General features: G+C 70.2%; 27 protein-coding genes, 1 tRNA gene and 1 pseudogene. 20 read left to right on the forward strand and 9 right to left on the reverse strand.

Features of this window, described 5'->3' with window-relative positions; all coding sequences use genetic code 11:
* Positions 1–545: TonB-dependent receptor plug domain-containing protein (locus E4F61_RS05410; protein WP_162301415.1), on the reverse strand; the 545-nt coding region annotated here is incomplete at its 3' end.
* Between the two features lie 142 nt (positions 546–687).
* On the opposite strand from E4F61_RS05410, the gene apbC reads away from it, so the two are divergent.
* Positions 688–1,755 (forward strand): iron-sulfur cluster carrier protein ApbC, encoded by a 1,068-nt coding sequence (gene apbC / locus E4F61_RS05415; protein ID WP_133478655.1) that lies wholly within the window; start codon positions 688–690, stop codon positions 1,753–1,755.
* Positions 1,756–1,816: 61 nt separating this feature from the next.
* Entirely contained in the window at positions 1,817–2,386 is a 570-nt protein-coding gene (dcd, locus tag E4F61_RS05420) for a dCTP deaminase (protein ID WP_133478656.1), read from the forward strand.
* A 3-nt stretch (positions 2,387–2,389) separates the two neighbouring features.
* Here the strand turns inward: dcd and E4F61_RS05425 are convergent, their stop codons facing one another.
* Both E4F61_RS05425 and E4F61_RS05430 read right to left on the reverse strand, forming a co-directional pair.
* Positions 2,390–2,803 (reverse strand): HIT domain-containing protein, encoded by a 414-nt coding sequence (locus E4F61_RS05425; protein ID WP_133478657.1) that lies wholly within the window; start codon positions 2,801–2,803, stop codon positions 2,390–2,392.
* Positions 2,800–3,465: a dienelactone hydrolase family protein gene (locus E4F61_RS05430; protein ID WP_133478658.1), complete on the reverse strand. Its 666-nt coding sequence runs from the start codon at positions 3,463–3,465 to the stop codon at positions 2,800–2,802. The genes E4F61_RS05425 and E4F61_RS05430 overlap by 4 nt, the downstream gene beginning before the upstream one ends.
* A 127-nt stretch (positions 3,466–3,592) precedes the next feature.
* On the opposite strand from E4F61_RS05430, the gene rimO reads away from it, so the two are divergent.
* Positions 3,593–4,981, forward strand: coding sequence for a 30S ribosomal protein S12 methylthiotransferase RimO (rimO, locus tag E4F61_RS05435; protein ID WP_133478659.1), 1,389 nt, complete (start codon positions 3,593–3,595; stop codon positions 4,979–4,981).
* A 33-nt stretch (positions 4,982–5,014) separates the two neighbouring features.
* On the opposite strand, the gene greB is transcribed toward rimO, so the two are convergent.
* Together greB and E4F61_RS05445 are read right to left on the reverse strand one after the other, a co-directional pair.
* On the reverse strand, positions 5,015–5,518 hold the full coding sequence (gene greB / locus E4F61_RS05440) for a transcription elongation factor GreB (RefSeq protein WP_133478660.1): 504 nt from the start codon (positions 5,516–5,518) through the stop codon (positions 5,015–5,017).
* Between the two features lie 37 nt (positions 5,519–5,555).
* Positions 5,556–7,016, reverse strand: coding sequence for a helicase HerA-like domain-containing protein (locus tag E4F61_RS05445; protein WP_133478661.1), 1,461 nt, complete (start codon positions 7,014–7,016; stop codon positions 5,556–5,558).
* 144 nt (positions 7,017–7,160) lie between these two features.
* On the opposite strand from E4F61_RS05445, the gene E4F61_RS05450 reads away from it, so the two are divergent.
* Positions 7,161–8,756, forward strand: a complete 1,596-nt coding sequence (locus E4F61_RS05450) for a transglycosylase SLT domain-containing protein (RefSeq protein WP_133478662.1) — start codon at positions 7,161–7,163, stop codon at positions 8,754–8,756.
* Between the two features lie 21 nt (positions 8,757–8,777).
* Here E4F61_RS05450 and asd read toward each other — a convergent pair whose 3' ends face one another.
* Together asd and E4F61_RS05460 are read right to left on the reverse strand one after the other, a co-directional pair.
* Entirely contained in the window at positions 8,778–9,632 is an 855-nt protein-coding gene (asd, locus tag E4F61_RS05455; RefSeq protein ID WP_133478663.1) for an archaetidylserine decarboxylase, read from the reverse strand.
* Positions 9,629–10,270: an SCO family protein gene (locus E4F61_RS05460; RefSeq protein WP_133478664.1), complete on the reverse strand. Its 642-nt coding sequence runs from the start codon at positions 10,268–10,270 to the stop codon at positions 9,629–9,631. Before E4F61_RS05460 ends, asd begins: the two co-directional genes overlap by 4 nt.
* 79 nt (positions 10,271–10,349) lie before the next feature.
* Here E4F61_RS05460 and prmB point away from each other — a divergent pair, with 79 nt between their 5' ends.
* The 11 genes and pseudogenes from prmB to E4F61_RS05515 all read left to right on the forward strand — a co-directional run bounded on the left by prmB (position 10,350) and on the right by E4F61_RS05515 (position 22,252).
* A complete protein-coding gene (gene prmB / locus E4F61_RS05465) occupies positions 10,350–11,282 on the forward strand; it encodes a 50S ribosomal protein L3 N(5)-glutamine methyltransferase (protein ID WP_133478665.1) in 933 nt (310 codons plus the stop codon).
* A 1-nt stretch (position 11,283) separates the two neighbouring features.
* Positions 11,284–12,378: a chorismate synthase gene (gene aroC / locus E4F61_RS05470; protein WP_133478666.1), complete on the forward strand. Its 1,095-nt coding sequence runs from the start codon at positions 11,284–11,286 to the stop codon at positions 12,376–12,378.
* A gap of 136 nt (positions 12,379–12,514) precedes the next feature.
* The gene (locus tag E4F61_RS05475; protein ID WP_133478667.1) at positions 12,515–13,528 is read left to right on the forward strand and encodes an aspartate-semialdehyde dehydrogenase; all 1,014 of its coding nucleotides are present in this window, start codon (positions 12,515–12,517) and stop codon (positions 13,526–13,528) included.
* Between the two features lie 80 nt (positions 13,529–13,608).
* Positions 13,609–15,273: a FimV/HubP family polar landmark protein gene (locus E4F61_RS05480; RefSeq protein WP_133478668.1), complete on the forward strand. Its 1,665-nt coding sequence runs from the start codon at positions 13,609–13,611 to the stop codon at positions 15,271–15,273.
* Positions 15,270–16,082: pseudogene (gene truA, locus E4F61_RS05485) on the forward strand (tRNA pseudouridine(38-40) synthase TruA); the annotation flags it as partial. The gene E4F61_RS05480 and the pseudogene truA, both read left to right, overlap by 4 nt.
* A gap of 13 nt (positions 16,083–16,095) precedes the next feature.
* On the forward strand, positions 16,096–16,764 hold the full coding sequence (locus E4F61_RS05490) for a phosphoribosylanthranilate isomerase (RefSeq protein ID WP_133478670.1): 669 nt from the start codon (positions 16,096–16,098) through the stop codon (positions 16,762–16,764).
* A gap of 48 nt (positions 16,765–16,812) precedes the next feature.
* Entirely contained in the window at positions 16,813–18,042 is a 1,230-nt protein-coding gene (gene trpB, locus E4F61_RS05495) for a tryptophan synthase subunit beta (RefSeq protein ID WP_133478671.1), read from the forward strand.
* A 77-nt stretch (positions 18,043–18,119) separates the two neighbouring features.
* A complete protein-coding gene (trpA, locus tag E4F61_RS05500; protein ID WP_133478672.1) occupies positions 18,120–18,914 on the forward strand; it encodes a tryptophan synthase subunit alpha in 795 nt (264 codons plus the stop codon).
* 110 nt (positions 18,915–19,024) lie between these two features.
* Positions 19,025–19,903, forward strand: coding sequence for an acetyl-CoA carboxylase, carboxyltransferase subunit beta (gene accD / locus E4F61_RS05505; RefSeq protein WP_133478673.1), 879 nt, complete (start codon positions 19,025–19,027; stop codon positions 19,901–19,903).
* Positions 19,900–21,249: a phosphoglucosamine mutase gene (gene glmM, locus E4F61_RS05510; protein WP_133478674.1), complete on the forward strand. Its 1,350-nt coding sequence runs from the start codon at positions 19,900–19,902 to the stop codon at positions 21,247–21,249. The genes accD and glmM overlap by 4 nt, the downstream gene beginning before the upstream one ends.
* 61 nt (positions 21,250–21,310) lie before the next feature.
* Complete coding sequence (locus tag E4F61_RS05515; protein WP_133478675.1) at positions 21,311–22,252, forward strand: isopenicillin N synthase family dioxygenase; 942 nt, start codon at positions 21,311–21,313, stop codon at positions 22,250–22,252.
* A 72-nt stretch (positions 22,253–22,324) separates the two neighbouring features.
* Here the strand turns inward: E4F61_RS05515 and E4F61_RS05520 are convergent, their stop codons facing one another.
* Positions 22,325–22,996: a DUF6445 family protein gene (locus E4F61_RS05520; RefSeq protein ID WP_133478676.1), complete on the reverse strand. Its 672-nt coding sequence runs from the start codon at positions 22,994–22,996 to the stop codon at positions 22,325–22,327.
* 7 nt (positions 22,997–23,003) lie between these two features.
* Positions 23,004–23,531 (reverse strand): DNA-deoxyinosine glycosylase, encoded by a 528-nt coding sequence (locus tag E4F61_RS05525; protein WP_133478677.1) that lies wholly within the window; start codon positions 23,529–23,531, stop codon positions 23,004–23,006.
* 58 nt (positions 23,532–23,589) lie between these two features.
* On the opposite strand from E4F61_RS05525, the gene tpiA reads away from it, so the two are divergent.
* The 5 genes from tpiA (at position 23,590) to E4F61_RS05550 (ending at position 26,014) form a co-directional block, all read left to right on the forward strand.
* Positions 23,590–24,342: a triose-phosphate isomerase gene (gene tpiA, locus E4F61_RS05530; RefSeq protein ID WP_133478678.1), complete on the forward strand. Its 753-nt coding sequence runs from the start codon at positions 23,590–23,592 to the stop codon at positions 24,340–24,342.
* Positions 24,343–24,358: 16 nt separating this feature from the next.
* Positions 24,359–24,808, forward strand: coding sequence for a preprotein translocase subunit SecG (gene secG / locus E4F61_RS05535; RefSeq protein WP_133478679.1), 450 nt, complete (start codon positions 24,359–24,361; stop codon positions 24,806–24,808).
* A gap of 93 nt (positions 24,809–24,901) precedes the next feature.
* A tRNA-Leu gene (locus tag E4F61_RS05540) sits at positions 24,902–24,986 on the forward strand.
* A gap of 94 nt (positions 24,987–25,080) precedes the next feature.
* Positions 25,081–25,437 (forward strand): NADH-quinone oxidoreductase subunit A, encoded by a 357-nt coding sequence (locus tag E4F61_RS05545; RefSeq protein WP_133478680.1) that lies wholly within the window; start codon positions 25,081–25,083, stop codon positions 25,435–25,437.
* 10 nt (positions 25,438–25,447) lie between these two features.
* On the forward strand, positions 25,448–26,014 hold the full coding sequence (locus tag E4F61_RS05550) for a NuoB/complex I 20 kDa subunit family protein (RefSeq protein ID WP_133478681.1): 567 nt from the start codon (positions 25,448–25,450) through the stop codon (positions 26,012–26,014).
* Positions 26,015–26,029 lie beyond the last annotated feature (15 nt).

Genomic DNA, 26,029 nt, shown 5'->3' on the forward strand with positions numbered 1-26,029 from the left:
GCGATGGCGTCGGAGCCGTAGATCGCCGAGGCGCCGCCGGTAAGGACTTCCACGCGCTCGATGATCGAGGACGGGATGGCCTTGATGTTGACGACGTTGTTGTCGCGGTTGTACGGCTGCGGGTACTGCGCGGGGCGGCGGCCGTTGATCAGCGTCAGCGTGTAGCCGGGGCCGAGGTTACGCAGGTTGACGACCTGGGCATTCGGCGTGAAGCCGGTGATCGCGAGGTCACCCGTGAACGACGAGGTCGTGTTCTGGGTGAGCGTCTGCAGCATGTCGCCGACGGTCTGGAAACCTTCGCGATCGATGTCCGCGCGGGTGATGACCGTGACGGGGGCCGGACCTTCGGTCTCCGAGCGCTTGATGCGCGAGCCGACGACGGTGACCCGGTCGAGCTCGGTCTTCTTCGCGGCGTCTTTCGATTCGTCCGTGGTGGTGGTCGTGGCCTGCTGAGCGAAGGCCGCGGTGGCCGCCGGAAGGACGAGGGCCGCGAGGACGGCCGATGCGATGCGGCTGCGCCGCAGTCGCTGTTGCGTAACTGGCATTTGGTTTCCCCAAAACAGAAAATGATCAGTGCCGCCCTCCTTGCGGCCCCCTGTCTCCCTGACGCCTCGACCGTAACATGGCTTTAACAAGTTGTGTTGCGGGGACGGCCCGTCCTCAGCATCCTTTTTTTGGAACGCATTCATGAGCGACCCGCTGGCCAGACGCCTCGACGCCCTCCCGCTCAATGGTTTCGGCGTCACCGTCGGAGAGGTGGGCCGCGTCTCGGTCGGGCCCGAGGGGCCGGGTGGTGTCGTGGTCGACATCACGTTCGGTGTGCCCATTGCTGCCGTGCAGCATGAAATCGTGCGATCCGTGGCGGAGGTTATTGCACTCGTTGGCAGGGACGGCCCCCCGGCGGTGGTCCGGCAGCGCATCGGCGTCCACGCGCCGCAGGCGGCCACCGTGCCCTTGGCGAACGTCCGGAACCTGATCGCCGTCGGGTCCGGCAAGGGCGGCGTGGGCAAATCGACGGTCGCCGTCAATCTCGCGGTGGCGCTGGCCCGGGAGGGCGCGCGGGTCGGGATCCTCGATGCCGACATCTACGGACCCAGCATCCCCACCATGCTCGGCGTATCGGGGCGGCCGGACAGCCCCGACGGCAAATCGATCGAACCGCTGCGCGCCCACGGCGTGCAGGTGATGTCGATCGGCCTGCTGGTGGAGCAGGACACGCCGATGATCTGGCGCGGACCGATGGCGACCTCCGCGCTGACCCAGCTGCTGAACGATTCGCGCTGGGACGACCTGGATTACCTGGTGGTCGATCTGCCGCCCGGCACCGGCGACATCCAGCTGACGCTCTCGCAGAAGATTCCCGTGGCCGGCGCCGTGGTGGTGACGACGCCGCAGGACGTGGCCACGCTCGATGCGCGCAAGGCGCTGAAGATGTTCGAGAAGGTCGAGGTGCCGGTGCTCGGCCTCGTCGAGAACATGGCACTGCATGTCTGCTCGAACTGCGGCCAGGCCGAGCACATCTTCGGCGAGGGCGGTGGCGCCCGCCTCGCGGCGGAATACGGGTATCCGTTGCTCGGCAGCCTTCCGCTCGAACGCTCCGTCCGCGAGCGGGGAGACGCGGGTGCGCCGATCGTGGTGGCGGAGCCGGACTCGCCGGCCGCTCAGGCCTTCGTCGCGATGGCGCGACGGGTCGCGGCCGAACTCGCGAAGCGCCCGACGGTGGCGCGTCCACTTTCGGTGCGGCTGGCCGACTGACCGGGCCGCCGTCGGTACCCGGCCGGCGGCTAGAATGCGTCTTTTCCGCACGGACGGCCCGATGAGCATCAAGAGCGACCGCTGGATCCGCCGCATGGCGCAGGAGCAGGGCATGATCGAGCCCTTCGAGCCCGGGCAGGTCAAGCACGCGGCCTCCGGCGAGCGCATCGTCAGCTACGGCACGTCCAGCTACGGCTACGACGTGCGCTGCTCGCGCGAGTTCAAGATCTTCACGAACATCAATTCGACGATCGTCGACCCGAAGCATTTCGACAGCGGCAGCTTCGTCGACATCGAGTCGGACGTCTGCATCATTCCGCCGAACTCGTTCGCACTGGCGCGCACGGTCGAGTACTTCCGCATCCCGCGCGACGTGCTGGTCGTCTGCCTCGGCAAGAGCACGTACGCGCGCTGCGGCATCATCGTCAACGTGACGCCGCTCGAGCCCGAGTGGGAAGGCCACGTCACGCTGGAATTCAGCAACACCACGCCGTTGCCGGCGCGCATCTACGCCAACGAAGGCGTGGCGCAGATGCTGTTCTTCCAGTCCGATGAGGTCTGCGAGACGTCGTATCGCGACCGCGGCGGCAAGTACCAGGGCCAGACGGGTGTCACGCTGCCGAAGACCTGAGTTTCAGGCGGCCCCGATCAGTCCGCGAAGGCGTGCGACGAGCGCGTCGCGCGCCGCCGGCGCGTAGGGCAGGGCCGGCCCGCCCCATACGGGCGAAGGCCAGCAGGCGTCGTCGTTCCGCCGTGCGACGACGTGCACGTGCAGCTGCGAGACGACGTTGCCGATCGCGGCGATGTTGAGCTTGTCGACCTGTCCGACCACCCGCAGCGCGTTGGCGCAGCGCGTGGTCTCGTCGAGCAATCGATGCCGGTCGCGCTCGTCGAGATCGATCCATTCGACGGCCCCCGCGATGCGCGGCACCAGCACCAGCCATGGGTAATGCGCGTTGTCCATCAGGCGCACGTCGCTGAGCGGCAAGGTAGCGACCGCGACGGAATCGCTCTCGAGGCGTGGATGCAGCGACCAGCCCGCCGTCATGCGAGCGCGTCGCGCAGGAAGCCGACCGTGCGCGTCCATGCGGTCGCGGCTGCATCGGAATCGTAGTCGGCGCGCCGGTCGCAGTTGAAGCCGTGGCCCGCGTCGTACAGGTGCACCTCGGCCTGCGGATACGCCTGGCGGTGCTTTTCGATGTCGGCTGGCGGAATGCTCGCGTCGTGCTCGCCGAAGTGGAACACCATCGGCGCGCGCAGCGGCTCGTCGAGGAAGCCGACGCTCCGCGCGCCGTAGTAGCTCACCGACGGCAGCCCGAGGCGGGTATTGGCGAGCAGCGCCAGGCTGCCGCCCCAACAGAAGCCGACCGCGCCGACCTTCGCGTGATGATGGCTGCGGAGCCACGACGCCGCCGCGTCCACGAGTTCGACCGCGCGCTCGAAGCCCAGCGCGGTCACGAGGTCGCGGCCGCGGGCCACGCCGGCCTTGTCGTAGTCCAGCTCGACCCCGCGCTCCACCGGATCGAAAAGCGCCGGCGCGACCACGTCGAAGCCTTCCCGTGCGAAGCGGTCGCACACGTCGCGGATGTGCGCATTTACGCCGAAGATCTCCTGGATGACCACCAGGCCGCCGAGCGCTGCGCGGTCCGGGGCCGAATGCCAGGCGCTGATGCGCCCCTGCGGGGTATCGAGTTCGATCCAGCTGCCCATGGCGCCTCCGTGAATGCGTGCCACGGCCGCTCCGGAGCGGCCACCGCCCGCCGTTATACTGGACACCCGCCGCGGCCGACGTCGCGGCCCGTCGCGCCGCCGCTTCCGGCGGCCCTCGAGACCCGCTATGTCCGCCCAGAATCCCGTCCGGAACCCCAAGGTGGGTTTCGTCAGCCTCGGCTGTCCGAAAGCGCTCGTCGACTCCGAGCGCATCCTCACGCAGCTCCGCGTCGAGGGCTACGACCTCGTGCAGACCTATGACGATGCCGACGTCGTGGTGGTCAACACCTGCGGCTTCATCGACAGCGCGGTCGAGGAATCGCTCGACGCGATCGGCGAGGCGCTTGCCGAAAATGGCAAGGTGATCGTCACCGGCTGCCTCGGCAAGCGCGCCGACGTGATCCGCGAAGCGCATCCGGATGTGCTCGCCATCACCGGCCCGCAGGACTACGCGAGCGTGATGTCGGCCGTGCACGCGGCGCTGCCGCCGTCGCGCGATCCCTTCCTCGACCTGCTGCCCGCGGCGCAGGACGACGTCGGCATCAAGCTGACGCCGAAGCACTACGCGTACCTCAAGATTTCCGAAGGCTGCAACCACCGCTGCAGCTTCTGCATCATTCCGTCGATGCGCGGCGACCTCGTATCGCGCCCGGTCGACCAGGTGCTGCGCGAGGCCGAGAAGCTGGTGATGGGCGGCGTGCGCGAGCTGCTGGTCGTCTCGCAGGACAGCAGCGCCTACGGCGTCGACGTGCGCTATGCCGAGCGCGAGTGGCGCGGCCGCGCCTACCAGACGCGCATGAAGTCGCTGTGCGAAGGGCTGTCGCAGCTAGGCGTGTGGTCGCGCCTGCACTACGTGTATCCGTATCCGCACGTCGACGACGTCATTCCGCTGATGGCGGAAGGGAAAGTGCTGCCGTACCTCGACATCCCGTTCCAGCACGCCAGCCCGCGCGTGCTGCGGCTGATGAAGCGCCCGGGTGCGGTCGAGAAGACGCTCGAGCGCGTGCAGAACTGGCGCCGCATGTGCCCGGACCTCACGCTGCGCAGCACGTTCATCGTCGGCTTCCCGGGCGAGACCGAGGCCGAATTCGAGGAGCTGCTCGACTTCCTCGACGAGGCGCAGCTCGACCGCGTCGGTGCGTTCGCGTACTCGCCCGTGGAGGGCGCGGCTGCCAACGCGCTGCCCGATCCCGTGCCCGAGGAAGTGAAACAGGAGCGCCTCGCGCGCTTCATGGAGCGCCAGGCCGAGATCTCCGCGGCGCGGCTCGAAGCCAAGGTGGGCACGGTGCAGCGCTGCCTCGTCGACGCGATCGACGGCGACCTCGCGATCGCGCGGTCCAGGGCCGATGCGCCGGAAATCGACGGCGTGGTGCAGATCCAGAACGGCATGGAGTTCGGCCTGCAGCCGGGCCAGTTCATCGACGTCGAGATCCTCGGCAGCGACGAGCACGACCTCTACGGCGAAGCGGTGAGCACGGAGACCGCGGCGGCGCTGCAGCTGCCGATGCACGCCTGACGCGTCGCGCCGCCGGCCGACTGCGGCGCGGCGTCAGCTGCCGTAGCGAACGCCGACGATCGCCACGCGCCGCGGCCCGGCGGGCAGCTGCACCTCGACCTCGTCGTCCTCGCGCTTCTTGAGCAACGCGCGTGCGACGGGCGAGTCGATGCTGATGTCGCCGCGGGAGGGGTCGGCCTCGTCCGGACCGACCAGCCGGTAGCGCAGCGATTCGCCGGTCTCGACATCGTCGAGGTCGACGATGGCGCCGAAGAAGATCGCATCGCGATCACCGGGCGGGGCCTCCACGACCTTCAGCGCCGGCACGCGCTTGCTGAGGTATCGCACGCGCCGGTCCAGCTCGCCGAGCTGCTTCTTCCGGTAGATGTATTCGGCGTTCTCCGACCGGTCACCCTCGGCCGCCGCCGCGGAGAGCGCGCGCACGATCTCCGGCCGCCGCACGCGCCACAGGTCGTCCAGCTCCGCCTTCAGGCGCTCGAATCCGTCCCGCGTGATCAGCGCGGTGCTGTGCTCGGCCGGCGGGCGCCAGCGGCTCACGGGGCCGCGTGTCCTGCCATGCGCGACGTCCGGCGCATCAGCGCCCGCGGCCGCCGAACAGGCCGCCCAGCAGTCCGCGCACGATCTGCCGGCCAATCTGGCTGCCCACGGTGCGAGCCGCCTGCTTGGCCATCGTCTCGACGAGCCCCTGCCGGTTCGATGCACGGGGCGCGGCCTTTGCCGGCGGCGCCGCCGCGACGGAAGCGGCCTGCTCGGCGCGGCGCGCGAGCAGCTCGGCCGCGGATTCGCGATCGAGCGGTGCGTCGTACTTCGCGCCGACCGGGCTCGACGCTCGAACCTGCTGGCGTTCCTCGGCCGTGATCGGCCCGATGCGCGAGCGCGGCGGCGCGATCAGCACGCGCTCGACCGGCGCGGGCACGCCTTCAGCCGACAGCAGCGACACCAGCGCTTCGCCGATCGCCAGCTGCGTCAGTGCCGCCGTGACGTCGATCGCCGGATTGGGCACGAAGGTCTCCGCCGCCACGCGCACCGCCTTCTGGTCGCGCGGCGTGAATGCACGCAGCGCATGCTGCACGCGGTTTCCCAGCTGGCCGAGGATTTCGCCCGGGACGTCGTCGGGAAACTGCGAGCAGAAGTACACGCCCACGCCCTTGGACCGGATCAGGCGGACGACCTGTTCCACCCGCTGCCGAAGCGCGGGCGTCGCGTCGTCGAACAGCAGGTGCGCCTCGTCGAAGATGAAGACGAGCCGAGGCTTGTCGAGGTCGCCCACTTCCGGCAACTGCTCGAACAGCTCCGACAGGAGCCACAGCAGGAACGTCGAATACAGGCGCGGCCTGAGCACCAGGCTGTCGGCCGCGAGCACGCCGATCACGCCGCGGCCGTCGGTGGTGGTGCGCATCAGGTCCGACAGCTCGAGCGCCGGCTCGCCGAAGAATCGCGCGCCGCCGTCGGACTCCAGGCGGAGCAGCGCACGCTGGATCGCCGCGATCGACGGGGCGCTCACGAGCCCGTACTGCGTCGACACCTCCTTGCGGCGCTCGGCCAGGTGCACGAGCACCGCGCGCAGGTCCTCGAGGTCGAGCAGCAGCAGCCCCTGGTCGTCGGCGAGGCGGAACGCGATGTCGAGCACGCCCGACTGCGTGTCGTTGAGCTCGAGCATGCGCGACAGCAGGATCGGACCGATCTCCGACACCGTGGTGCGCACCGGGTGGCCCGCGGCGCCGAACAGGTCCCAGAACACGACCGGATTAGCCTCGGGCGCGTGATCCGTGATCCCGAGCGTGTCGAGCCGCGATCGAACGCGCTCGTTCGCGGTGCCGGGCATCGCGAGGCCGGCGACGTCGCCCTTCACATCCGCGAGGAACACCGGCACGCCGATACGGGAAAAGCCTTCCGCCAGCGTCATCAGGCTGACCGTCTTGCCGGTGCCGGTGGCGCCGGCGACCAGCCCGTGGCGATTGCCCACGCGCGAGGCGAGCTCGATCGGCTTGAGCTCGGGCGGGGCGGTCTTGCCCAGCAGGATCGGTGTGGTCATCGGACGGCCGCGGCGGGGGATGACCGGATTCTAACCACGCGTGCGGAGCGCTTCGGAAACGCGCAGTGCGTTCCTTGCCGATGCGGGCGCGCGGCGGCTACGCTCGGCCGTCCTGCAGTTCCGGTCGTCACGATGATCCCCCGCATGCCCCGCCACCGTCTCGTCCGCGGCTGCATCGCCGCGCTGTTGCTCCTGCCCACGCTCTCGATCGCCGCGAAGCGCGATGCCGAAACCGCGGCGACGCTCGGCGCGCGCATGCAGGCCGCGGAGGCGCGCTTCAGCCGCGCGGCGGTCGCCGTCCGCAACGAGGAGCCCGACGCGCAGCGCGAGAGCGACGCGGCGCTGCAGGACATGGAGGACGTGATGGCGGCCTGCGTGCGAGTCCGCGGGTGTCCCGTCAGCACACTGCTGTCCACGTACAACCGCCTGCTGAAGCAGGCGGTGGATGCGGACGCCGCAGACGAAGAGGAGGAGGACGGGCTGCCGGCCGACGCGCTGGGCCACGAAAGCCTGGCCGCGAACGTGCCCGAGGCGGCGAGGGCGGCCGCGCTGCTGTCGGAGGACCATCGCTTCGACCGGATGGTCGAATACAACCCGGCGGTCCAGCAGGCGATCCGCCGCTGGCTCACCGACATGCGCGGCTCGCTGATCTCCAGCTGGGAGAACTACCAGTACATGCGCTACCTGATGTGGCCCGAGTACCAGAAGCGCGGCCTGCCGGAGGCGCTGCTGTTCGGGATCATGGCGAAGGAATCCAACGGCAAGGTGCACGCGACGTCGCGTGCCGGCGCCGCGGGGCCGATGCAGTTCATGTACGCGACGGGCCGTCGCTTCGGCCTCGGCGACGACGGCACCGGGTTCGACACGCGCTACGACCCCCGCGCAGCGGCGCAGGCCAGCGCCGAATACCTCAACGAGCGCATGGGGCAGCTCAATCGCAACATCGAGCTCGCGCTGGCGGCGTACAACGGCGGCGAGGGGCGTGCGCTGCGCGTCTACCAGGGCGGCGGCGGTCGCACGTTCTGGGACGAATCGATCTACAACCAGTTCCCCGCCGAAACGCGCGACTACGTGCCCATGGTCGTCGCGGCCGCGTGGCTGTTCATGCACCCGAAGGAGTACGGACTCACCTTCCCGAAGGTGAATCCCAAGCCGGCCCCGCTGCGGTTGTCGCAGTCGGCGTCGATCTACCAGCTCGGCATCTGCCTCGGCAACCACGGCGTGCGCGAGGGCTACATGCGCACGCTGCGCAACCTCAACCCGCGCTACCAGCCGGAAACCTTCCTGCCGGCCGGCACCAGCCTCAATGCGACGACGCGCATCGTCGGGCTCTACAACCGCTGGTGCGTCAACGGCCGGCGTGCCCAGCTCGCCCGCACGCTGGTGGTCAGCGACCCGAGCCGCGCCGTGGTGCGCACCGGACCGCTCCAGACGATCCCGGACAGCGACGCTGACGCAGCGCCTTCGGATTCGGTGCAGTCCACGGGCACGGCGGGTGCGGTCGTCGCGGCGAAGCCGGCCGTTTCGACGACCGTTCCCGCGTCCAGCGCGCGTGTCGCAGATGCGGGTCGCAAGCCCGCGAAGGCCCGCGACTACCGCGTGCAGAGCGGCGAATCGCTGTCGACGATCTCGAAGAAGTTCGGGTGCGACATGGCGGTGGTAGCCCGCGCCAACGGCCTCAAGCGCGACGGCACGCTCCGGCAGGGCCAGTCGCTTCGCCTGGAGGGCTGTACGGACTGACGCCCGGCCCGCCGCGCCGCGTCAGCCGGTGACCGGCGCGGCGCGGGTCGCGAGGCGCTGTCCCAGCTGGACCGGGGACTCCGCCTGCAGCGATGCGTCGAGCGTGGCGACGCCGCGCGGGAGCAGCACGATCACGGTCGAGCCGTAATTGAAGCGCGCCATCTCGGCGAAGCGCTCCAGCGTGATGCCCGGCTCGAAGCGCTTCTCGGTCACCTTGTGGCCGTACTGCGGGATCTCGATGCCGCTCCACACGGTTTCGACGCCCGAGACCAGCAGCGCGCCCACCATCACGACCGCCATCGGGCCGAAGTCGGTGTCGAAGTGGCAGACGAGGCGCTCGTTGCGCGCGAACAGCCGCGGCACGAGACGCACCGCATTGGGCCCGACGCTGAAGAGGCGCCCCGGCACGTGCACGGTGCGGGTGAGCGTGCCGGTCCACGGCATGTGCACGCGGTGGTAGTCGCGCGGCGAGAGGTAGACGGTCGCAAAGACGCCGTCGTCGAACGGTCGCGCGTCGGCCTCGCTGGCGAGCAGTTCGGCCGCGGTGAAGCTTCGGCCCTTGGCCTGGAAGATTTCGCCGCCGCGGATCGGGCCGCACTGGCTGATCCGGCCGTCGGCGGGCATCAGGATCGCGTCCGGATCCGGATCCGGCGTGCGGGCGCCCGGCCGCAGCGCACGGGTAAAGAACGTATTGAACGACTCGTACGAGCGCGGATCCGCGTTCGCCGCCTCCGTGAGGTCGACGCCGAACTTGCGCGTCACCGTGTCGATCAGCCAGCGGCTGACGCGCGGGTGCTTCGAGTACGCCAACGAGCGCGCCAGCGACGACAGGAAGCGATGGGGCAGGGCGTAGGTGAGGCGCGTGACCAGGCTCATGGGGCGCTCGTCGTCAGAAGGCGGAGGTCGGAGGCGATCGCGGCCGGATCGAGCGGCGGTTGCACGATGCCCGCCATGCGGCCCTGCGGGTCGAGCGCGACCAGCGTCGCGCTGTGGTCCATCGCATAGGCGTCGGCCGGCGCGCCGGGCACAGGCGGCGACTTGGCGAACACCAGGCTGATCGAGCGCGCGAAGCGCTCGAGGGTCGGCACGTCCGCGGTGGCCGCGATGGTGTCGCGATGGAAGGCGTGGGCGTACTCGCCGACGCGGTCGGGCGTGTCGCGATCAGGGTCGACCGACACGAACAGCACGCGCGGGCGGGTCGTTTCGGGAATCGCTTCCCACTGCTTCTGTGCCCGAGCGAGATCGGCCAGCGTGGTGGGGCAGACGTCCGGGCAGTGGGTGAATCCCAGGAACACGAGCGTCCAGTGGCCCTTGAGCTCGCCGTTGGCGAGCGCCGTACCGTCCGACTGCCGCAGGCTGAACGTGGGCAGATCGCGCGGCGGGTCGATCAGGTGGATCGCCTTCAGCGGCGGAGCCGCGGGGGTGGCCGGCCCGAAGACGTGGCGCGCGAGCAGCAGGCCGAGGCCCGCGGCGACCGCGGCGGCGAGAACGAGCAGCGTCGTCCGGTTGAACATGGTCGGCTCCGGGCCCACGGGACCGGCGATGATACCGGCCGACCGCTATAATCGCGGGCCTTCTTCGCGTGCGACGTCAATGGACGCCGGTCTCCCGACCTTCCAGCAGGTCTCGATCATCGACCTGATCCGCCACGGCGGCTCCCTCTTCAACGCCTCGGGCCTGACCTTTGGTCACAGCTACGACAACGCGCTCGACGAGGCGACGCAGCTCGTGCTGCACGCGCTGCACATGCCGCACGACCTCAGCCCGGTGTACGGCGCCTCGCGCGTCACCGAGGAGGAAATGCGCCGCGTGCTGGACCTGTTCCGCCGCCGTGTCGAGGAGCGCGTGCCAGCCGCCTACCTCACGGGCGAGGCATGGTTCGCGGGGCTGAGCTTCAAGTCCGACCCGCGCGCGCTGGTGCCGCGCTCGCCGATCGCCGAGCTCATCACCAGCGGCTTCGAGCCGTGGCTGGGCGAGCGCGAGGTCGAGCGCGTGCTCGACCTCTGCACCGGTTCGGGCTGCATCGCGATCGCCACGGCGCATTACCAGCCGAACTGGGACGTCGTCGGCATCGACATCTCCGACGACGCGCTCGCCCTCGCGGCCGAGAACAAGGAGCGACTGCAGGTCCCGAACGTGTCGTTCGTCAAGTCGGACCTGTTCGATGGCCTGCCGGGCGAGATGTTCGACCTGATCGTCACCAACCCGCCGTACGTGACCAACGACGAGACCGATGCGCTCCCGCGCGAGTACGCGCACGAGCCGGAACTCGGCCTGCGCGCGGGCGACGACGGCCTGGACCTGGTGCTGCGGATCATGCGCGATGCTCCGGACCACCTGACCGAGGAAGGCCTGCTGATCTGCGAGGTCGGCGAGGCCGAGCATGCGCTGACCGCGCTGCTGCCCGAGCTGCCGATGGCATGGGTGGAGTTCAAGGTCGGCCAGATGGGCATTTTCGTGGTGGAGCGCGCCGATCTGGTCGAGCACCACGCCCGGATCCGCGAGCTCGCCGACGCCCGCGCCTGACGTGAACACCTTCGGCCACCTGCTGCGCGTCACGACCTTCGGCGAAAGCCACGGTCCGGCGATCGGCTGCGTGGTCGACGGCTGCCCGCCCGGGCTGCCCATCGCGATCGAGGACTTCGCGCGCGACCTCGAGCGCCGCGCGACCGGCCGCAGCCGCCACACGTCGCAGCGCCGCGAGGCGGACGAGGTCGAAATCCTCAGCGGCGTGTACGAGGGTGTCACCACCGGCACGCCGATCGCGCTCCTCATCCGCAATACCGACGCGCGCAGCAAGGACTACGCCGCGATCGCGAAGCAGTTCCGCCCCGGCCATGCCGACTACACGTACCAGGCCAAGTACGGCATCCGCGATCCGCGCGGCGGCGGCCGGTCGAGCGCGCGCGAGACGACGATGCGCGTGGCGGCGGGCGTCATCGCGAAGAAATGGCTGGCGCAGGCGTTCGGTGTCGAGGTGCGCGGCTACCTGTCGCAGCTGGGCGAGATCCGTTCGTCGCGGCCCGACATGCCCGACTGGCTGGACGTCGAATCGAACCCGTTCTTCTGGCCCGACGCCACGCAGGTGCCGGAGCTGGAGGCCTACATGGACGCGCTGCGCAAGTCCGGCGATTCGGTCGGCGCGCGCGTGGAAGTCGTCGCGACGGGCGTCCCGCCGGGCTGGGGCGAGCCGATCTACGGGAAGCTCGATGCCGAGCTCGCGGCGACGCTGATGAGCATCAACGCGGTGAAGGGCGTGGAGATCGGCGACGGCTTCGACGTCGTGGCGATGCACGGCTCGCTGCATCGCGACGTCATGCGGCCCGGCGCGGACGGGCGGCCGGATTTCGAAACCAACCACGCCGGCGGCATCCTGGGCGGCATCAGCACCGGGCAGCCGCTGCGCTGTTCGATCGCGTTCAAACCCACGTCCAGCCTGCGCCTGCCGGTCGAGAGCCTCGACGTGGACGGCAACGTGGTCGAGGTGGTCACGACCGGCCGGCACGATCCGTGCGTCGGCATCCGCGCGACGCCGATCTGCGAAGCGATGGTCGCGCTGGTGCTGATGGACCAGGCGCTGCGCCATCGCGGCCAGTGTGGCGACGCGGTCTCGAAACGATAGCGGCCAGACGTCGCGCGCGCCGGACGGCGCGATGCGCGCCTGCGCCGCGTCGCTTGTCATCGAATCCCGTACACCCCATCGTCGACGCGAGCGCTGAGTGCCGCCGCGCGACGCGTCCCAGAGACCGAGAATCCGTATGAAGAATCCCGTGAATGTCGCGATCGTGGGCGCCACCGGCGCCGTCGGCGAGACCATGCTGAAGGTGCTCGCCGAGCGCGAGTTCCCCATCCGCGAGCTGCACCTGCTGGCGAGCGAGCGCTCGGCCGGCGAGAAGGTCGATTTCAACGGCCGCAGGATCGTGGTGGAGAACCTCGCCACGTTCGATCCCGCGGGCATCGACATCGCGCTGTTCTCCGCCGGCGGCGACGTTTCGAAGGAATACGCGCCGAAGTTCGCCGCGGCGGGCGCCGTGGTGATCGACAACTCGTCGGCCTTCCGTCGCGACGACGACGTGCCGCTGGTCGTTGCCGAAGTGAATCCCGAGCAGTTGAAGAACCGGCCCCGCGGCATCGTCGCCAATCCGAACTGCTCCACCATGCAGATGCTGACGGCGCTGGCGCCGATCCATCGCGAGGCGCGCATCGAGCGCATCAACGTGGCGACCTACCAGTCGGTATCGGGCACAGGTCGTCGCGCGCTGGAGGAGCTGGGCCGGCAGACGGCCGCGATGCTCAACTTCCAGGACCCCAAGCCCGAGGTCTACCCGGTGCAGATCGCGTTCAACGTGATCCCGCACGGCGGCGATTTCCTCGACAACGGCTACACCAGCGAAGAGATGAAGCTGGTCTGGGAGACGCGCAAGATCCTCGGCGACGAATCGATCCAGGTGAACGCGACGGTGGTGCGCGTGCCGGTGTTCTACGGCCACTCGGAAGCCGTGCACATCGAGACGCGCGAGAAGATCAGCGCGGCGCGGGCACGCGAGCTGCTGGAAGGCGCGCCGGGCGTCGAGGTGGTCGACGAGCAGCGGGGCGGCGGGTATCCGACGCCGGTCTCGCACGCGTCGGGCAACGATCCGGTGTACGTCGGGCGCATCCGTGAGGACATCTCCCACCCGCGCGGCCTCTCGCTCTGGGTCGTCGCCGACAACCTCCGCAAGGGCGCGGCGCTGAACGCGGTGCAGCTGGCCGAGCTCGTCATCGCGGAGTGACGCGTTCGCGCGCGCCGCATCGCGTGGGCGGCGCGCGCCGGGCCTGCTAGAGTCGGCGCCGGATGAGGGGAGAGAAATCCGTGAGGTCAAAGCTGCGATCCGCCTGCCTGCTGGCCCTCGCGCTGGCGAGCGGGTCCGCCCAGGCGCTGGGCCTCGGGCAGATCCAGGTGAAGTCGGCGCTCGGCCAGCCGTTGCTCGCCGAGATCCCGATCGTCAGCAGCGACCCGTCTGAGCTCGTCAGCCTCGACGCGGGCCTCGCCTCGCCCGAGACGTTCACGCGCATCGGGCTCGAACCGCCGATCGGCATCGTGGCCGACCTGCGCTTCACGGTCGGCAGCGACGCGCAGGGCCGCCCGCTGATCCGCATCACGACGGTTCAGCCGGTCACCCAGCCGCTGCTGGATTTCCTGGTCCAGGTCGACTGGGGCCAGGGCCGGCTCGTCCGCGAATACACGGCGAACCTGGCCGCGCCGGGCGCCGTCGAGGCGGCGCCGGACGTCGCGGTGCAGGCGCCGGCGGTCGAATCCACGCCCGTGATCGAGCGGCCGGTCGCCACGGCACCCACGCCGGCGGATACGCCTCTGCCGACGCGTGCGGTTCCGGCGTCGCGTCCACCGGGCGCCGCGCCGGCCGGGGCCACCGCGGGATCGCCGGCGGGCGGCAGCGAATACCGCGTCCGCGCGGGCGACACCGCCTCGAAAGTGGCCTCGCAGGTCGCGCCCGCCGGGGTGACGGCCGAGCAGGCGATGGTCGGCCTGCTGCGCGCGAATCCGGATGCGTTCGTCGCCGGCGATCTCAATCAGCTTCGCCGCGGCACCGTGCTCCGCGTGCCGGCGTCCGCGGAACTCGAAGCGATCGAGGCGCGGGAGGCCGCGGCGCTCGTGCGCGCGTCCGCCAGCCAGTGGCGGCAGGCGCGCTCGCAGCCGCAGGCGCCCGTGGCATCCGCCGCTCGCGCGCCCGTGGCCGCCGCGGCACAGGCCGGCCCGGCGGGGCGTCTGGAAATCGTTCCGCCCGGCGCAGGCCGGCAGGCCCGCGGCGGCACCCAGTCCGGCATCGAGGCCGGAGGCGAGGGAGAGATGCTTCGACAGGAATTGCAGACCACCAAGGAGAGCCTGGCCGCGCGCGACGCGGAGGTGCAGGAACTCCGTAGCCGCTTGGCGGAACTGGAGAAGCTGCAGAACGACCAGCAGAAGCTGATCGCGATGCAGAACTCGCAGCTGCACGCGGCGCAGCAACGCGCGCCCGCGCAATCGACGCCGCCCGCGCCGCAGGCATCGTCGGCGCTGCCGTGGGTGATCGGCGGCGTCGCGGTCCTGCTGGCGGGCCTCGCTGCGGCCGCCTGGCGTCGCCGCCGCGCACGGCGCGACCCCGTGTTCCGTGCGCCCCCGGAATCGCCGCGACCCTCGCTGGCCGACGCGTTCGCGCCGGAAGCGGCCGCACCGGCCGAGCCCGTCGTGCCCCCGGCCGACCCGGTCGACGTTCGTCCGTCCTGGGAGCGCAGCGCCGGCCGCCCGCCGCGCGCCGCGACCCGAAGGCCGGCCGCGGCGCCCGTGGCGACTGCCCTGGCCGCATCGGACGTAGCGGCTGACGCCGAGCCGTCGCCCGTCGAGCGCCTCGAGCTCGCCCAGGCCTATCTCGACCTGGGCGACGCGAACAACGCGCGCCGGCTGCTGGGCGAGGTGATGGATTCCGACGATGCGACGGCACGCGGCGTCGCCGCCAAGATGCTGCAGGACATCGGATGACCGACGGGACGACGGCGCCGGCACCGGCCGCCGTCACGCGCTACGCGATCGGCATCGAGTACGACGGGACCTGCTTCAGCGGTTGGCAGCGCCTGAGCGCCCACGGCGAACCGGAGCCCACGCCGCTGCCGACCGTGCAGGCCACCGTCGAGGCCGCACTGTCCTTCGTCGCCGGGTCGTCGATCGAATTGACCTGCGCCGGACGCACCGATGCCGGCGTCCACGCGGCCTGCCAGGTCGCGCATTTCGACTCGCCGGTGCGCCGGGATCCGCGCGGCTGGACGCTGGGCGCCACCTCGAAGCTTCCGCCGGAAGTCGCGGTGCTGTGGTGCCGGGAAATGCCTTCGGACTTCAACGCGCGCTTTTCCGCACGGGCGCGTCGATACGTCTATCGGATACTCAACCGCCCGGTCCGGCCGGCGCTGTCGCGGCAGGTGCTGGCCTGGGAGCGACGCCCACTTGACGCGCCCGCGATGCACCGCGCGGCACAGTCCCTGATCGGCGAGCGGGATTTCTCCGCCTTCCGTACCGTGCACTGCCAGGCCGCGCATGCACGGCGCGAGATGCAGGAGATCATCGTCCGCCGTGCCGGCGACATCGTGGAGGTGGAAGTGCAGGCCAACGCCTTCCTTCACCACCAGGTGCGCAACATCGTCGGCAGCCTGTTGATGGTCGGTCGCGGCGAAAGGCCCGAGGGCTGGATCGCCGAGGTGCTGGACGGGCGCGATCGCACGCTCGCCGGCCCGACCGCCCCGTCGGCCGGCCTGGTCTTCCTGGGCCCGCGCTATCCCGCGGACTGGCACCTACCCCCGAGGTCACCCTGTGAACCGAACGCTCTTCCGAACCCGCATCAAGTTCTGTGGCTTCACCCGTCCCGGCGACGTGCGCCTGGCCTGTGAACTCGGCGTCGACGGCATCGGCTTCGTGTTCGCCCACAAGAGCCCGCGCCGGATCGCGCCGGAGGAAGCGCGGGCCATGCGGCAGGCGCTCGCGCCTCTGGTGGACGCGGTCGCGCTGTTCCAGGACAACTCGCTGGAAGAGGTTCGCGACGTGGTGCGCCAGGTCAGGCCCAGCCTGCTGCAGTTCCACGGCGGCGAGGACGACGCCTTCTGCCGGTCGTTCGGCCTGCCGTACCTGAAGGTGGTGCCGATGGGCGACGAGATCATGGCCCCGCACTACCTCCAGCTGCGCTTCCCGGGCGCCGCCGGCTTCCTGCTGGACGGCCACCGCAACGGCGAGAGCGGCGGGAGCGGCAGGACCTTCGACTGGACCCGGATTCCCAAGGACCTCCAGAAGCCCTTCGCGCTCGCCGGCGGCCTGCGGCCCGAGAACGTCTTCGACGCCGTGACCACCGCCACGCCATGGGCGGTCGACGTGTCGAGCGGGATCGAGACCGAGCCCGGCATCAAGGATGGCGACAAGATGCGTCGCTTCGTCGAGGAAGTCCGGCGCGCCGACTGCCATACGGACGCCGCCGTCGCCGCCTGCTGATGGCCTAAACTGGCGGGCCGCTTCCCCCGCGGTCCGCAAGGCCATCGCATGTCCGCTGCCGCCCCGTCGTCGACTGTCGACGACTTCAACGCCTATCCCGACGCCGCCGGCCACTTCGGCCGGTTCGGTGGCCGCTTCGTCGCCGAGACGCTGATCGGCCCGCTGCAGGAACTGGCCGACGCCTACGACGCCGCGCGCGTCGATCCCGCGTTCATCGAAGCCTACGACCGCGACCTGGCGCATTACGTCGGCCGGCCGAGCCCGATCTATTTCGCCGAACGCCTCAGCCGCGAAGTCGCCGGCGCGCGCATCCTGCTCAAGCGCGAAGACCTGAACCACACGGGCGCGCACAAGATCAACAACACCATCGGCCAGGCGCTCCTCGCCAGCCGCATGGGCAAGACGCGCATCATCGCGGAGACCGGCGCGGGCCAGCACGGCGTCGCGAGCGCGACCGTCGCGGCGCGGCTCGGCCTCGAATGCGTCGTCTACATGGGCGCGACCGACATCGAGCGCCAGAAGATCAACGTCTATCGCATGAAGCTGCTCGGCGCGACGGTCGTGCCGGTGAGCAGCGGTTCGGCGACGCTGAAGGATGCGCTCAATGAAGCGATGCGCGACTGGGTGACGAACGTGCGCGACACGTTCTACATCATCGGCACGGTGGCGGGCCCCGATCCGTACCCGCGCATGGTGCGCGACTTCAACGCGATCGTCGGCCGCGAGGCGAGGGCGCAGATGCTCGCCGAGTACGGGCGGCTTCCGGATGCCGTGACCGCGTGCGTCGGCGGCGGCAGCAATGCGATCGGCATCTTCCACGCCTTCCTCAACGACCGAGGCGTGCGCCTGGTCGGCGCCGAGGCGGCGGGCGACGGCATCGACACCGGTCGCCATGCCGCGTCGCTGGCCGCCGGCCGCCCGGGCGTCCTACACGGCAACCGCACCTACGTGATCTGCGACGACGACGGACAGATCATCGAGACCCACTCGATCTCCGCCGGGCTCGACTACCCGGGCGTCGGACCCGAGCACGCGTTCCTCAAGGACACCGGTCGTGCCGAGTACGTCGGCGTCACCGACGACGAAGCGCTCGCGGCGTTCCATCGGCTCGCGCGCACCGAGGGCATCCTGCCGGCGCTGGAGTCGAGCCACGCGATCGCGCAGGCGATCAAGCTCGCGCGCACGCTGCCGAAGGACGCGCTGGTGCTCTGCAACCTGTCGGGCCGCGGCGACAAGGACGTGCACACCATCGCCGCGCGCGAAGGGATCGCGCTGTAACACGCCGTCGCGGGCACCATGCCCGCCGCATCGACGACCCGACCCGCCGCTCGATCGAGCGGCCCTGCAGACGCCCGATGAATCGAATCGACACCCGTTTCGCGCAACTCAAGTCCGCCGGCCGCAAGGCGCTGGTGCCGTTCGTGACCGCCGGCGACCCGTCGCTCGAGGCGACGGTCCCGGTCATGCACGCGCTGGTCGAGGCCGGCGCCGACGTGATCGAGCTCGGCGTCCCGTTTTCCGATCCGATGGCGGACGGCCCGACCATCCAGCGCAGCTCCGAACGCGCGCTGTCCCGCGGCGTCGGGATCGACTACGTGATGGCCAGCGTCCGCGCGTTTCGCGAGCGCGACGACCTCACGCCGGTCGTGCTGATGGGCTACCTCAATCCGGTCGAGATCCGCGGTCCCGAGGCTTTTTCGCGGGTGGCCGCGGCATCCGGCGTCGACGGCATCCTCCTGGTCGACCTGCCGCCCGAGGAAGCGCGCGAATTCCGCGACGCGTTCGAGGCCGCGGGCGTCGCGTTGATCCTGCTCGCGTCGCCCACGTCGTCGGCCTCGCGCATCGACATGCTGCGTGCGTTGGCGCGCGGCTACCTGTACTACGTCAGCTTCGCCGGCGTGACCGGCGCCGCCGACCGCCTCGATGCGGGCGCCGCCGGGGAGCGCCTGCGGGCCATCCGCGACGGCATGCAGGTGCCGGTCGTCGCCGGCTTCGGCATCCGCGACGCGCAGAGCGCCGCAGCGATGGCGCGTGACGCGGAGGGCGTCGTCGTCGGCAGTGCGCTGGTGGCGGCGCTGGCCGACGCCGCGGATCCCGCCTCGGCCGCACGCGCCTTCCTAGCGCCGCTGCGCGCCGCGCTGGACGCCTGACGCCATCTGCGGCCACGGCGCTCCGGCCCGTCCGGAGCGCGCGGGGGGCTGCGCTACACTGACCCGCTGGCCGCGCGGCGGCCGTTCGTCCGACAGGGGGAGCCTCCAGCATGTCCTGGCTCAAGAAACTGATGCCCTCCGGCATCCGCACCGAGGGGGCCCAGCGCCGCCGCAGCGTGCCGGAAGGCCTGTGGGAAAAATGCGGCCGCTGCGCGACCGCGCTGTACCGGCCCGAACTCGAGGAAAACCTCGAGGTCTGCCCGAAATGCGGGTTCCACATGGCGATCCGCGCCCGTGCGCGGTTGGCGTCGATCTTCGACGCCGGCAGCACGACCGAGATCGGCGCCGAGCTCGGCCCGGTCGATGTCCTGAAATTCCGGGACCAGAAGCGCTATTCCGACCGCATCCGCGCCGCGCAGAAGTCGACCGGCGAGCGAGATGCCCTGGTCGCCATGAAGGGCACGCTCGACGGCCGTCCGCTCGTCGCCTCCTCGTTCGACTTCGCCTTCATGGGCGGCTCGATGGGCTCGGTGGTCGGCGAGCGCTTCACGCGCGCGGCCGAGACCGCGCTCGAGATCGGCAGCCCGTTCGTGAACTTCTCGGCGTCGGGTGGCGCGCGGATGCAGGAGTCGCTGTTCTCGCTGATGCAGATGGCGAAGACCGCCGCCGCGCTCGGGCGCCTGCGCGAGGCCGGCCTGCCGTACATCTCGGTGCTCACGCATCCGACCACCGGCGGCGTTTCCGCGTCGTTCGCGATGCTCGGCGACCTCAACATCGCCGAACCCGAGGCGCTGATCGGCTTCGCGGGCCCGCGCGTGATCGAGCAGACCGTGCGCGAGAAGCTGCCCGAAGGCTTCCAGCGTTCGGAGTTCCTGCTCGAGCACGGCGCGATCGACATGATCTGCGACCGCCGCGAAATGCGTGCGCGACTGTCGAACATCCTGGCGATCCTGATGAAGCAGCCGGCGCCCGCGGACGTCGCCGCATGAGTCGCCGGTATTTCGGTACCGACGGCATCCGCGGCCGGGTCGGCGATGGCCCGATCTCCGCCGACTTCGTGCTCCGGCTCGGCAATGCCTACGGCCACGCGCTGCGTTCGCATGCGCCGGCGTGGCGCAAGCCGGTCGTCATCATCGGCAAGGACACGCGCATCTCGAACTACATGTTCGAGGCCGCGCTGGAAGCCGGGCTCGTCGCCGCGGGCGTCGACGTCCAGCTCATGGGCCCGATGCCGACGCCCGCGGTTTCGCACCTGACGCGTTCGCTGCGCGCGGACGGCGGCATCGTGATCTCGGCCTCGCACAACCCGCATTACGACAACGGCATCAAGTTCTTCTCCGCCGAAGGCGAGAAGCTCGACGACGCGACCGAGCTCGCGATCGAGGCCGCGCTCGACCTGCCGTTCCGGACCGTCGCGTCCGAAGAGCTGGGCAAGGCCGTGCGCACGCGCGAGGCGCTGGGCCGCTACGTCGAAGCGTGCAAGACCAGCGTGCCGCGCCGCTTCGACCTCGAGGGCATGCGCATCGTGATGGACTGCGCGAACGGCGCGACGTACCAGATCGCGCCCATCGTGTTCCGCGAACTGGGCGCGCGCGTCACCGCGATCGGCATCGAGCCCAACGGCACCAATATCAACGACGGCGTCGGATCGACCCACCCTGAACACCTCGCCGCGCGCGTCGTCGAGACGGGTGCGGACCTCGGCATCGCCTTCGACGGCGACGGCGACCGCGTGCTGTTCGTCGATGCCGACGGCCGCGTGCGCGACGGCGACGACCTGATCTACGTGCTCGCGACCGACTGGCAGGCCTCGGGCCGGCTGCGCGGGCCGGTGGTCGGCACCCTGATGAGCAATTTCGGCCTCGAGCAGGCGCTCGGCCAGCGCGGCATCAATTTCCTGCGCGCGAAGGTCGGCGACCGCTACGTGCACCAGCAGCTCGTCGCGCACGACGGCGTGCTCGGCGGCGAGGCGTCCGGGCACCTGCTGTGCCTGGATCGCGCCAATACCGGCGACGGTATCGTCAGCGCACTGCAGGTGCTGGAAGTGCTGCGACGGCGCGGTATCGGCCTGGGCCAGGCGCTCGACGGGCTGCGGCGCGTGCCGCAGAAGACCGTCAACGTGCGCTGCGCCGCCGGCGCCAAGCCGGCGGACGCCGAAAGCGTCAGGGCCGCACTCGCGGAGGCCCAGCAGGCCGTGGCCGGGCGCGGTCGCGCTTTCCTCCGTCCGTCGGGCACCGAGCCTGTCGTCCGGGTGACGGTCGAGGCCGACGACGATGCGCTCGTCGACGCCACGCTCGAGCGCCTGGCCGCCGCCGTGCGCGACGCCGCCACCTGATTCCGATCAAACCGTCGACGCCGGCCGTGCGCGACACTGCCGCCTCGACACGAGAAATCCCATGAGCCAGATCCCGACCCTCGACATCCAGCGCTTCAACGATCCCGCCCAGCGCGACGCGTTCGTCGCCGAACTCGGCGCCACCTATCGCGAGTGGGGCTTCGCGGGCATCCGCAACCACGGCATCGACCGCGCGCTGATCGACGATGCCTACCGCGTGTTCGCCGAGTTCTTCGCGCTGCCGGAAGAGGTCAAGCGCAAGTACCACGTGCCGGGCGGCGGCGGTGCGCGCGGCTACACGCCCTTCGGTATCGAGACCGCGAAGGGCGCGCAGCATTTCGACCTCAAGGAGTTCTTCCACATCGGGCGCGAGATCGCACGCGATTCGAAGTACGCCGACGCGATGCCGGCGAACGTGTGGCCCACCGAAATCGCCGAATTCCGTGACGTCGGCTACCGGCTTTACACGGCGCTCGACGACCTGGGCTCGCGCATGCTGTCCGCGCTCGCGCTGCACATCGGCCTGCCGGGCGACTACTTCGTCAACGTGACGAACCAGGGCAATTCGATCCTGCGCCCGATCCACTATCCGCCGATCACGACGCCCGACGTGCCGAACGTCCGTGCCGGTGCGCACGAGGACATCAACCTCATCACGCTGCTGGTCGGCGCCAGCGCCGAAGGCCTCGAAGTGCTGTCGCGCAAGGGCGAATGGATCCCGTTCACCGCGCAGGCCGACACCATCGTCGTCAACATCGGCGACATGCTGCAGCGGCTGACCAACCACGTGTATCCGTCGACCACGCACCGCGTGGTGAACCCGCCGGGCGACAAGGCGCGCCAGCCGCGCTACTCGACGCCGTTCTTCCTGCACCCGAATCCGGACTTCGTGATCGACGTACTGCCGTCCTGCGTGAGCGCGGACAATCCGAGCCGCTACCCGGAGCCGATCACGGCGCAGGGCTACCTCGAGGAACGGCTTCGCGAGATCAAGCTGAAGTAACCGTCCGGAGCAGACACGAAAAGCCCGGCGAAAGCCGGGCTTTTCCATTTGACGGGTCGCGGTCGCGACGCGCTACGCCATCCAGAAGAACACCGCGGTCATCCGCTTGTCCTCGAGTGTCCGGCCGAAGTAGCCCGTCGCGCTGTGGATGAGGTTCGCCCGATACACGAGCAGGCGGTTGTAGCGGGGCGGGATCGCCACGTCGTGGGCGAAGCTGCCGGGCGCGACGAAGCGCGTGCCGAGCGCCTCCACCAGGTTGTTGTGCGGCGGCATCACGCTGTTGCCGCCCAGCTGTCCGGAGGGCAGGCGCTGGCGGAAGAAGCTGGTACCGCAGTCCTCCGGTGCGGTCGGATTGAGATACAACACGGCGGCGAAGCGGCAGAGTGCGCGCGAATCCGTATGCGGTCGCACCTCGCCTTCGTCGGCGCCGACCACCTGGATGCAGTTGTGGTTGAGCGTCGTGCCATCCGGCGAGCGGCCCACGCTGAGGCGGCTCGCGCCGGTGAGGGCCTGGACGCGCGCCTCCACGATCGCGAGCTCGTCCGCGACCAGTCCCGGCATCACGCGCATGCCCGGCCAGCTTTCCTCGCGATGGGGCCAGCCGAGCGCCCAGTCGGTGCGGGACAGCGCGCGCCCCCGCACGCTGTCGGGGTCCGGCAACACGCTGTCCACGATCCAGTAGTCCCGACCCTCGGTGGGCTTGCGGTACGGAAGGACGGGCAGGGTGCGCGCGACGGGCTTCATCGGCCGACTATACCGGCGGTGCCGCAGGCCGCTCGACGCCCGCCTCGCGCAGCGCGCGCTCCCAGGCCGCGGCTTTCTCCTCGAAGCCGACGCTACGGTTCGCCGGGCTCGTCGACGGCAGGCGGACAAGCGCGACACCTGCGGGCACGGCCGTCGCCGGGACCTGGCGGAGGAACGTGTCTTCCGCGGTGGCGCCGTTGAACAGCACGGCGCGCAGCGACCCGTGCGCGGCGAAGAAGTGCGCGAAGTCGTTCGCGACGGCACCGCGGATCGCACTGTCCAGGCTGCCCTCGCGTTCGCAGCGGCCGATGACGTCCCACAACGCGATCCCGGCGCCGCGCAACACCGCGATGCGCCGTTCGTATGGCAGGGAAGGCGACGCGCCGACGAACCGGTCCATCAAAGGCCAGAACAGGTTCTGGGCGTGCGCGTAATACTGCCCGCGCCGGAGCGACGCGCCGCCCGGCATGCTGCCCAGCACGAGCGCGCGGGCGGACGGATTCTCGATCGGAGGCAGGCCTTCGAGCAGGGGCATGGTTCGGTCCGTGGACGGCTGGGCTAGACTCTCGCGCCACGTCGTAGCGGAGCATGAGATGCGTCGTCGAATCGTCGCCGGAAACTGGAAGTTGCACGGAAACCGCGCGTTCGCGGCGTCGCTGCTCGACGAGGTCGTGGCGGCCGAGCGCCCGGAGGGCGTCGAGTCCGTGATCCTGCCGCCGCTGCCCTACCTGAGCGAGCTGGCCGAGCGCTACGGCGCCCGCGGCATCCGGTTCGGCGCCCAGGACGTCAGCGCGAACGAGGCCGGGGCGTTCACGGGCGAGGTTTCGGCCGCGATGCTTCTGGACGTCGGCGCGGTGTACGGCCTGGTCGGGCACTCCGAGCGCCGCGAGTACCACCACGAATCCAACGAGCTGGTCGCGCGCAAGTTCCGCGCGGCCAAGCGGGCGGGGCTCGTCCCGATCCTCTGCGTGGGCGAAACCCTGGAGGACCGGGAGGCCGGCCGCACGTGGTGGCGCCTGGAGCAGCAGCTCGAGCCGCTGCTGGCCGGCGGCGGCGTAGCGGATCTCGAGGGCGCTGTGCTGGCCTACGAGCCGGTCTGGGCGATCGGCACCGGCCGCACGGCGTCGCCGGAGCAGGCCCAGGAGGTCCATGCGTTCCTGCGTGGCGAGATCGCGCAGCGCGATGCTAGAATCGCCGGCTCGCTGCCGCTGCTGTATGGCGGCAGCGTCAAGCCCGACAACGCGGCGGAGCTCTTCGCCCAGCCCGATGTCGACGGTGGACTGGTCGGCGGCGCGTCGCTGAAGGCCGCGGACTTCCTGGCGATCGTGCGAGCGGCCGCCCACTAAAGCATTCGATGGGGCCATGCCCATGCTGTTCGTCAACATCATCTACGTACTGCTGGCGATCGCCATGATCGCACTGATCCTCATGCAGCGCGGCGCCGGCGCGCAGGCGGGCTCGGGCTTCGGCGGCGGCGCCTCGGGTACCGTCTTCGGTGCACGTGGGTCGGCGAACTTCCTGTCGAAGTCGACGAAGTGGCTGGCGGTCGCGTTCTTCGTGCTGAGCCTCGCCATTTCGTGGAGTGCGTCGCGCGGTGCGCGCACCCCCGAGGCCGCGAGTGGCAGCATCATGGCCGAGGTCCCGGCCGCGCCGTCGCAGGTGCCGACGGCACCCGCGGGCGGTGCCGTACCGGCCGCGCCGTCCGCCGCGCCGCAGACCGCGCCTGTCATCGCGCCGCCCGCCGCATCGCCGAATACGGTGCCCGCGGCGCCTGCGACGACGACCCCGAATTCGCCGTCGACGGGTGGTTAAACGGCGTAATTCAGTTACAATGTGGTGCTCCGGTAGGGAACACCGGAGCGGGTCGATCGGGATCCGGTCGACGAGTCCCGGATGACATGTTTTGCCCAGGTGGCGGAATTGGTAGACGCACTACCTTGAGGTGGTAGCGACTTAGGTCGTGGGGGTTCGAGTCCCCCCTTGGGCACCATCCTGACGAGCGACCGGCCGTATAGCGTGCCGGTTGCAGCAAGCGCGCCGCGCGGCCTCCGCCGGCCCGCCGCGCGAGAGCCGAGAGAACACGAGTGCTGGCCGAATATCTGCCGACTTTGCTGTTTCTGATCGTCGCCGGCGGTATCGGCGTCGCCCTTATCATCGTTGGACGCGTCCTCGGGCCCAAGACCCCGACGGTCGAGAAGCTGCTGCCCTACGAGAGCGGCTTCAACGCGTTCGAAGACGCGCGCATGCAGTTCAACGTGCGCTATTACCTGATCGCGATCATCTTCATCGTCTTCGACCTGGAGATCGCGTTCGTGTTTCCGTGGGCGCTGGTCTTCCGGGACCTCGGCGTGTTCGGCCTGATCGAGATGGGTACCGTCCTCGCGCTGCTGGTGATCGGTTTCGCCTACGTGTGGAAGAAGGGCGCCCTGGAGTGGGAGTGAGGCGGCAGCGATGAAGACGATCTCCGACCTCATGTTCAATCCGCTGCCCGAAGGGCGGCTCGACGACATCCTGCTGCCCGAGGCCGACAACCCGGTCATGCAGCAGGGCTTCGTCACGACCAACCTCGACACGCTCTGGAACTGGGCGCGCACCGGCTCGATGTGGCCGATGACGTTCGGTCTCGCCTGCTGCGCCGTCGAGATGATGCACGCGGGCGCCGCGCGCATCGACCTCGACCGCTACGGCGTGGTGTTCCGTCCGTCGCCGCGACAGTCCGACGTGATGATCGTGGCGGGCACGCTGGTCAACAAGATGGCGCCGGCGCTGCGCCGCGTGTACGACCAGATGCCGGATCCGAAGTGGGTCATCTCGATGGGCAGCTGCGCGAACGGCGGCGGTTACTACCATTACTCGTATTCGGTCGTGCGCGGCTGCGATCGCATCGTGCCGGTCGATATCTACGTGCCGGGCTGCCCGCCCACCGCCGAGGCGCTGACCTACGGCATCCTGCAGCTGCAGAAGAAGATCCGCCGCGGTACCAACTTCGGTGATCGCCGGCAGGGGGTACGCGAGTGAATGCCGTCGTGACAG

It is taken from the genome of Cognatilysobacter segetis (assembly GCF_004359965.1).
In the GTDB taxonomy this organism is placed as follows: Bacteria; Pseudomonadota; Gammaproteobacteria; order Xanthomonadales; family Xanthomonadaceae; genus Cognatilysobacter; species Cognatilysobacter segetis.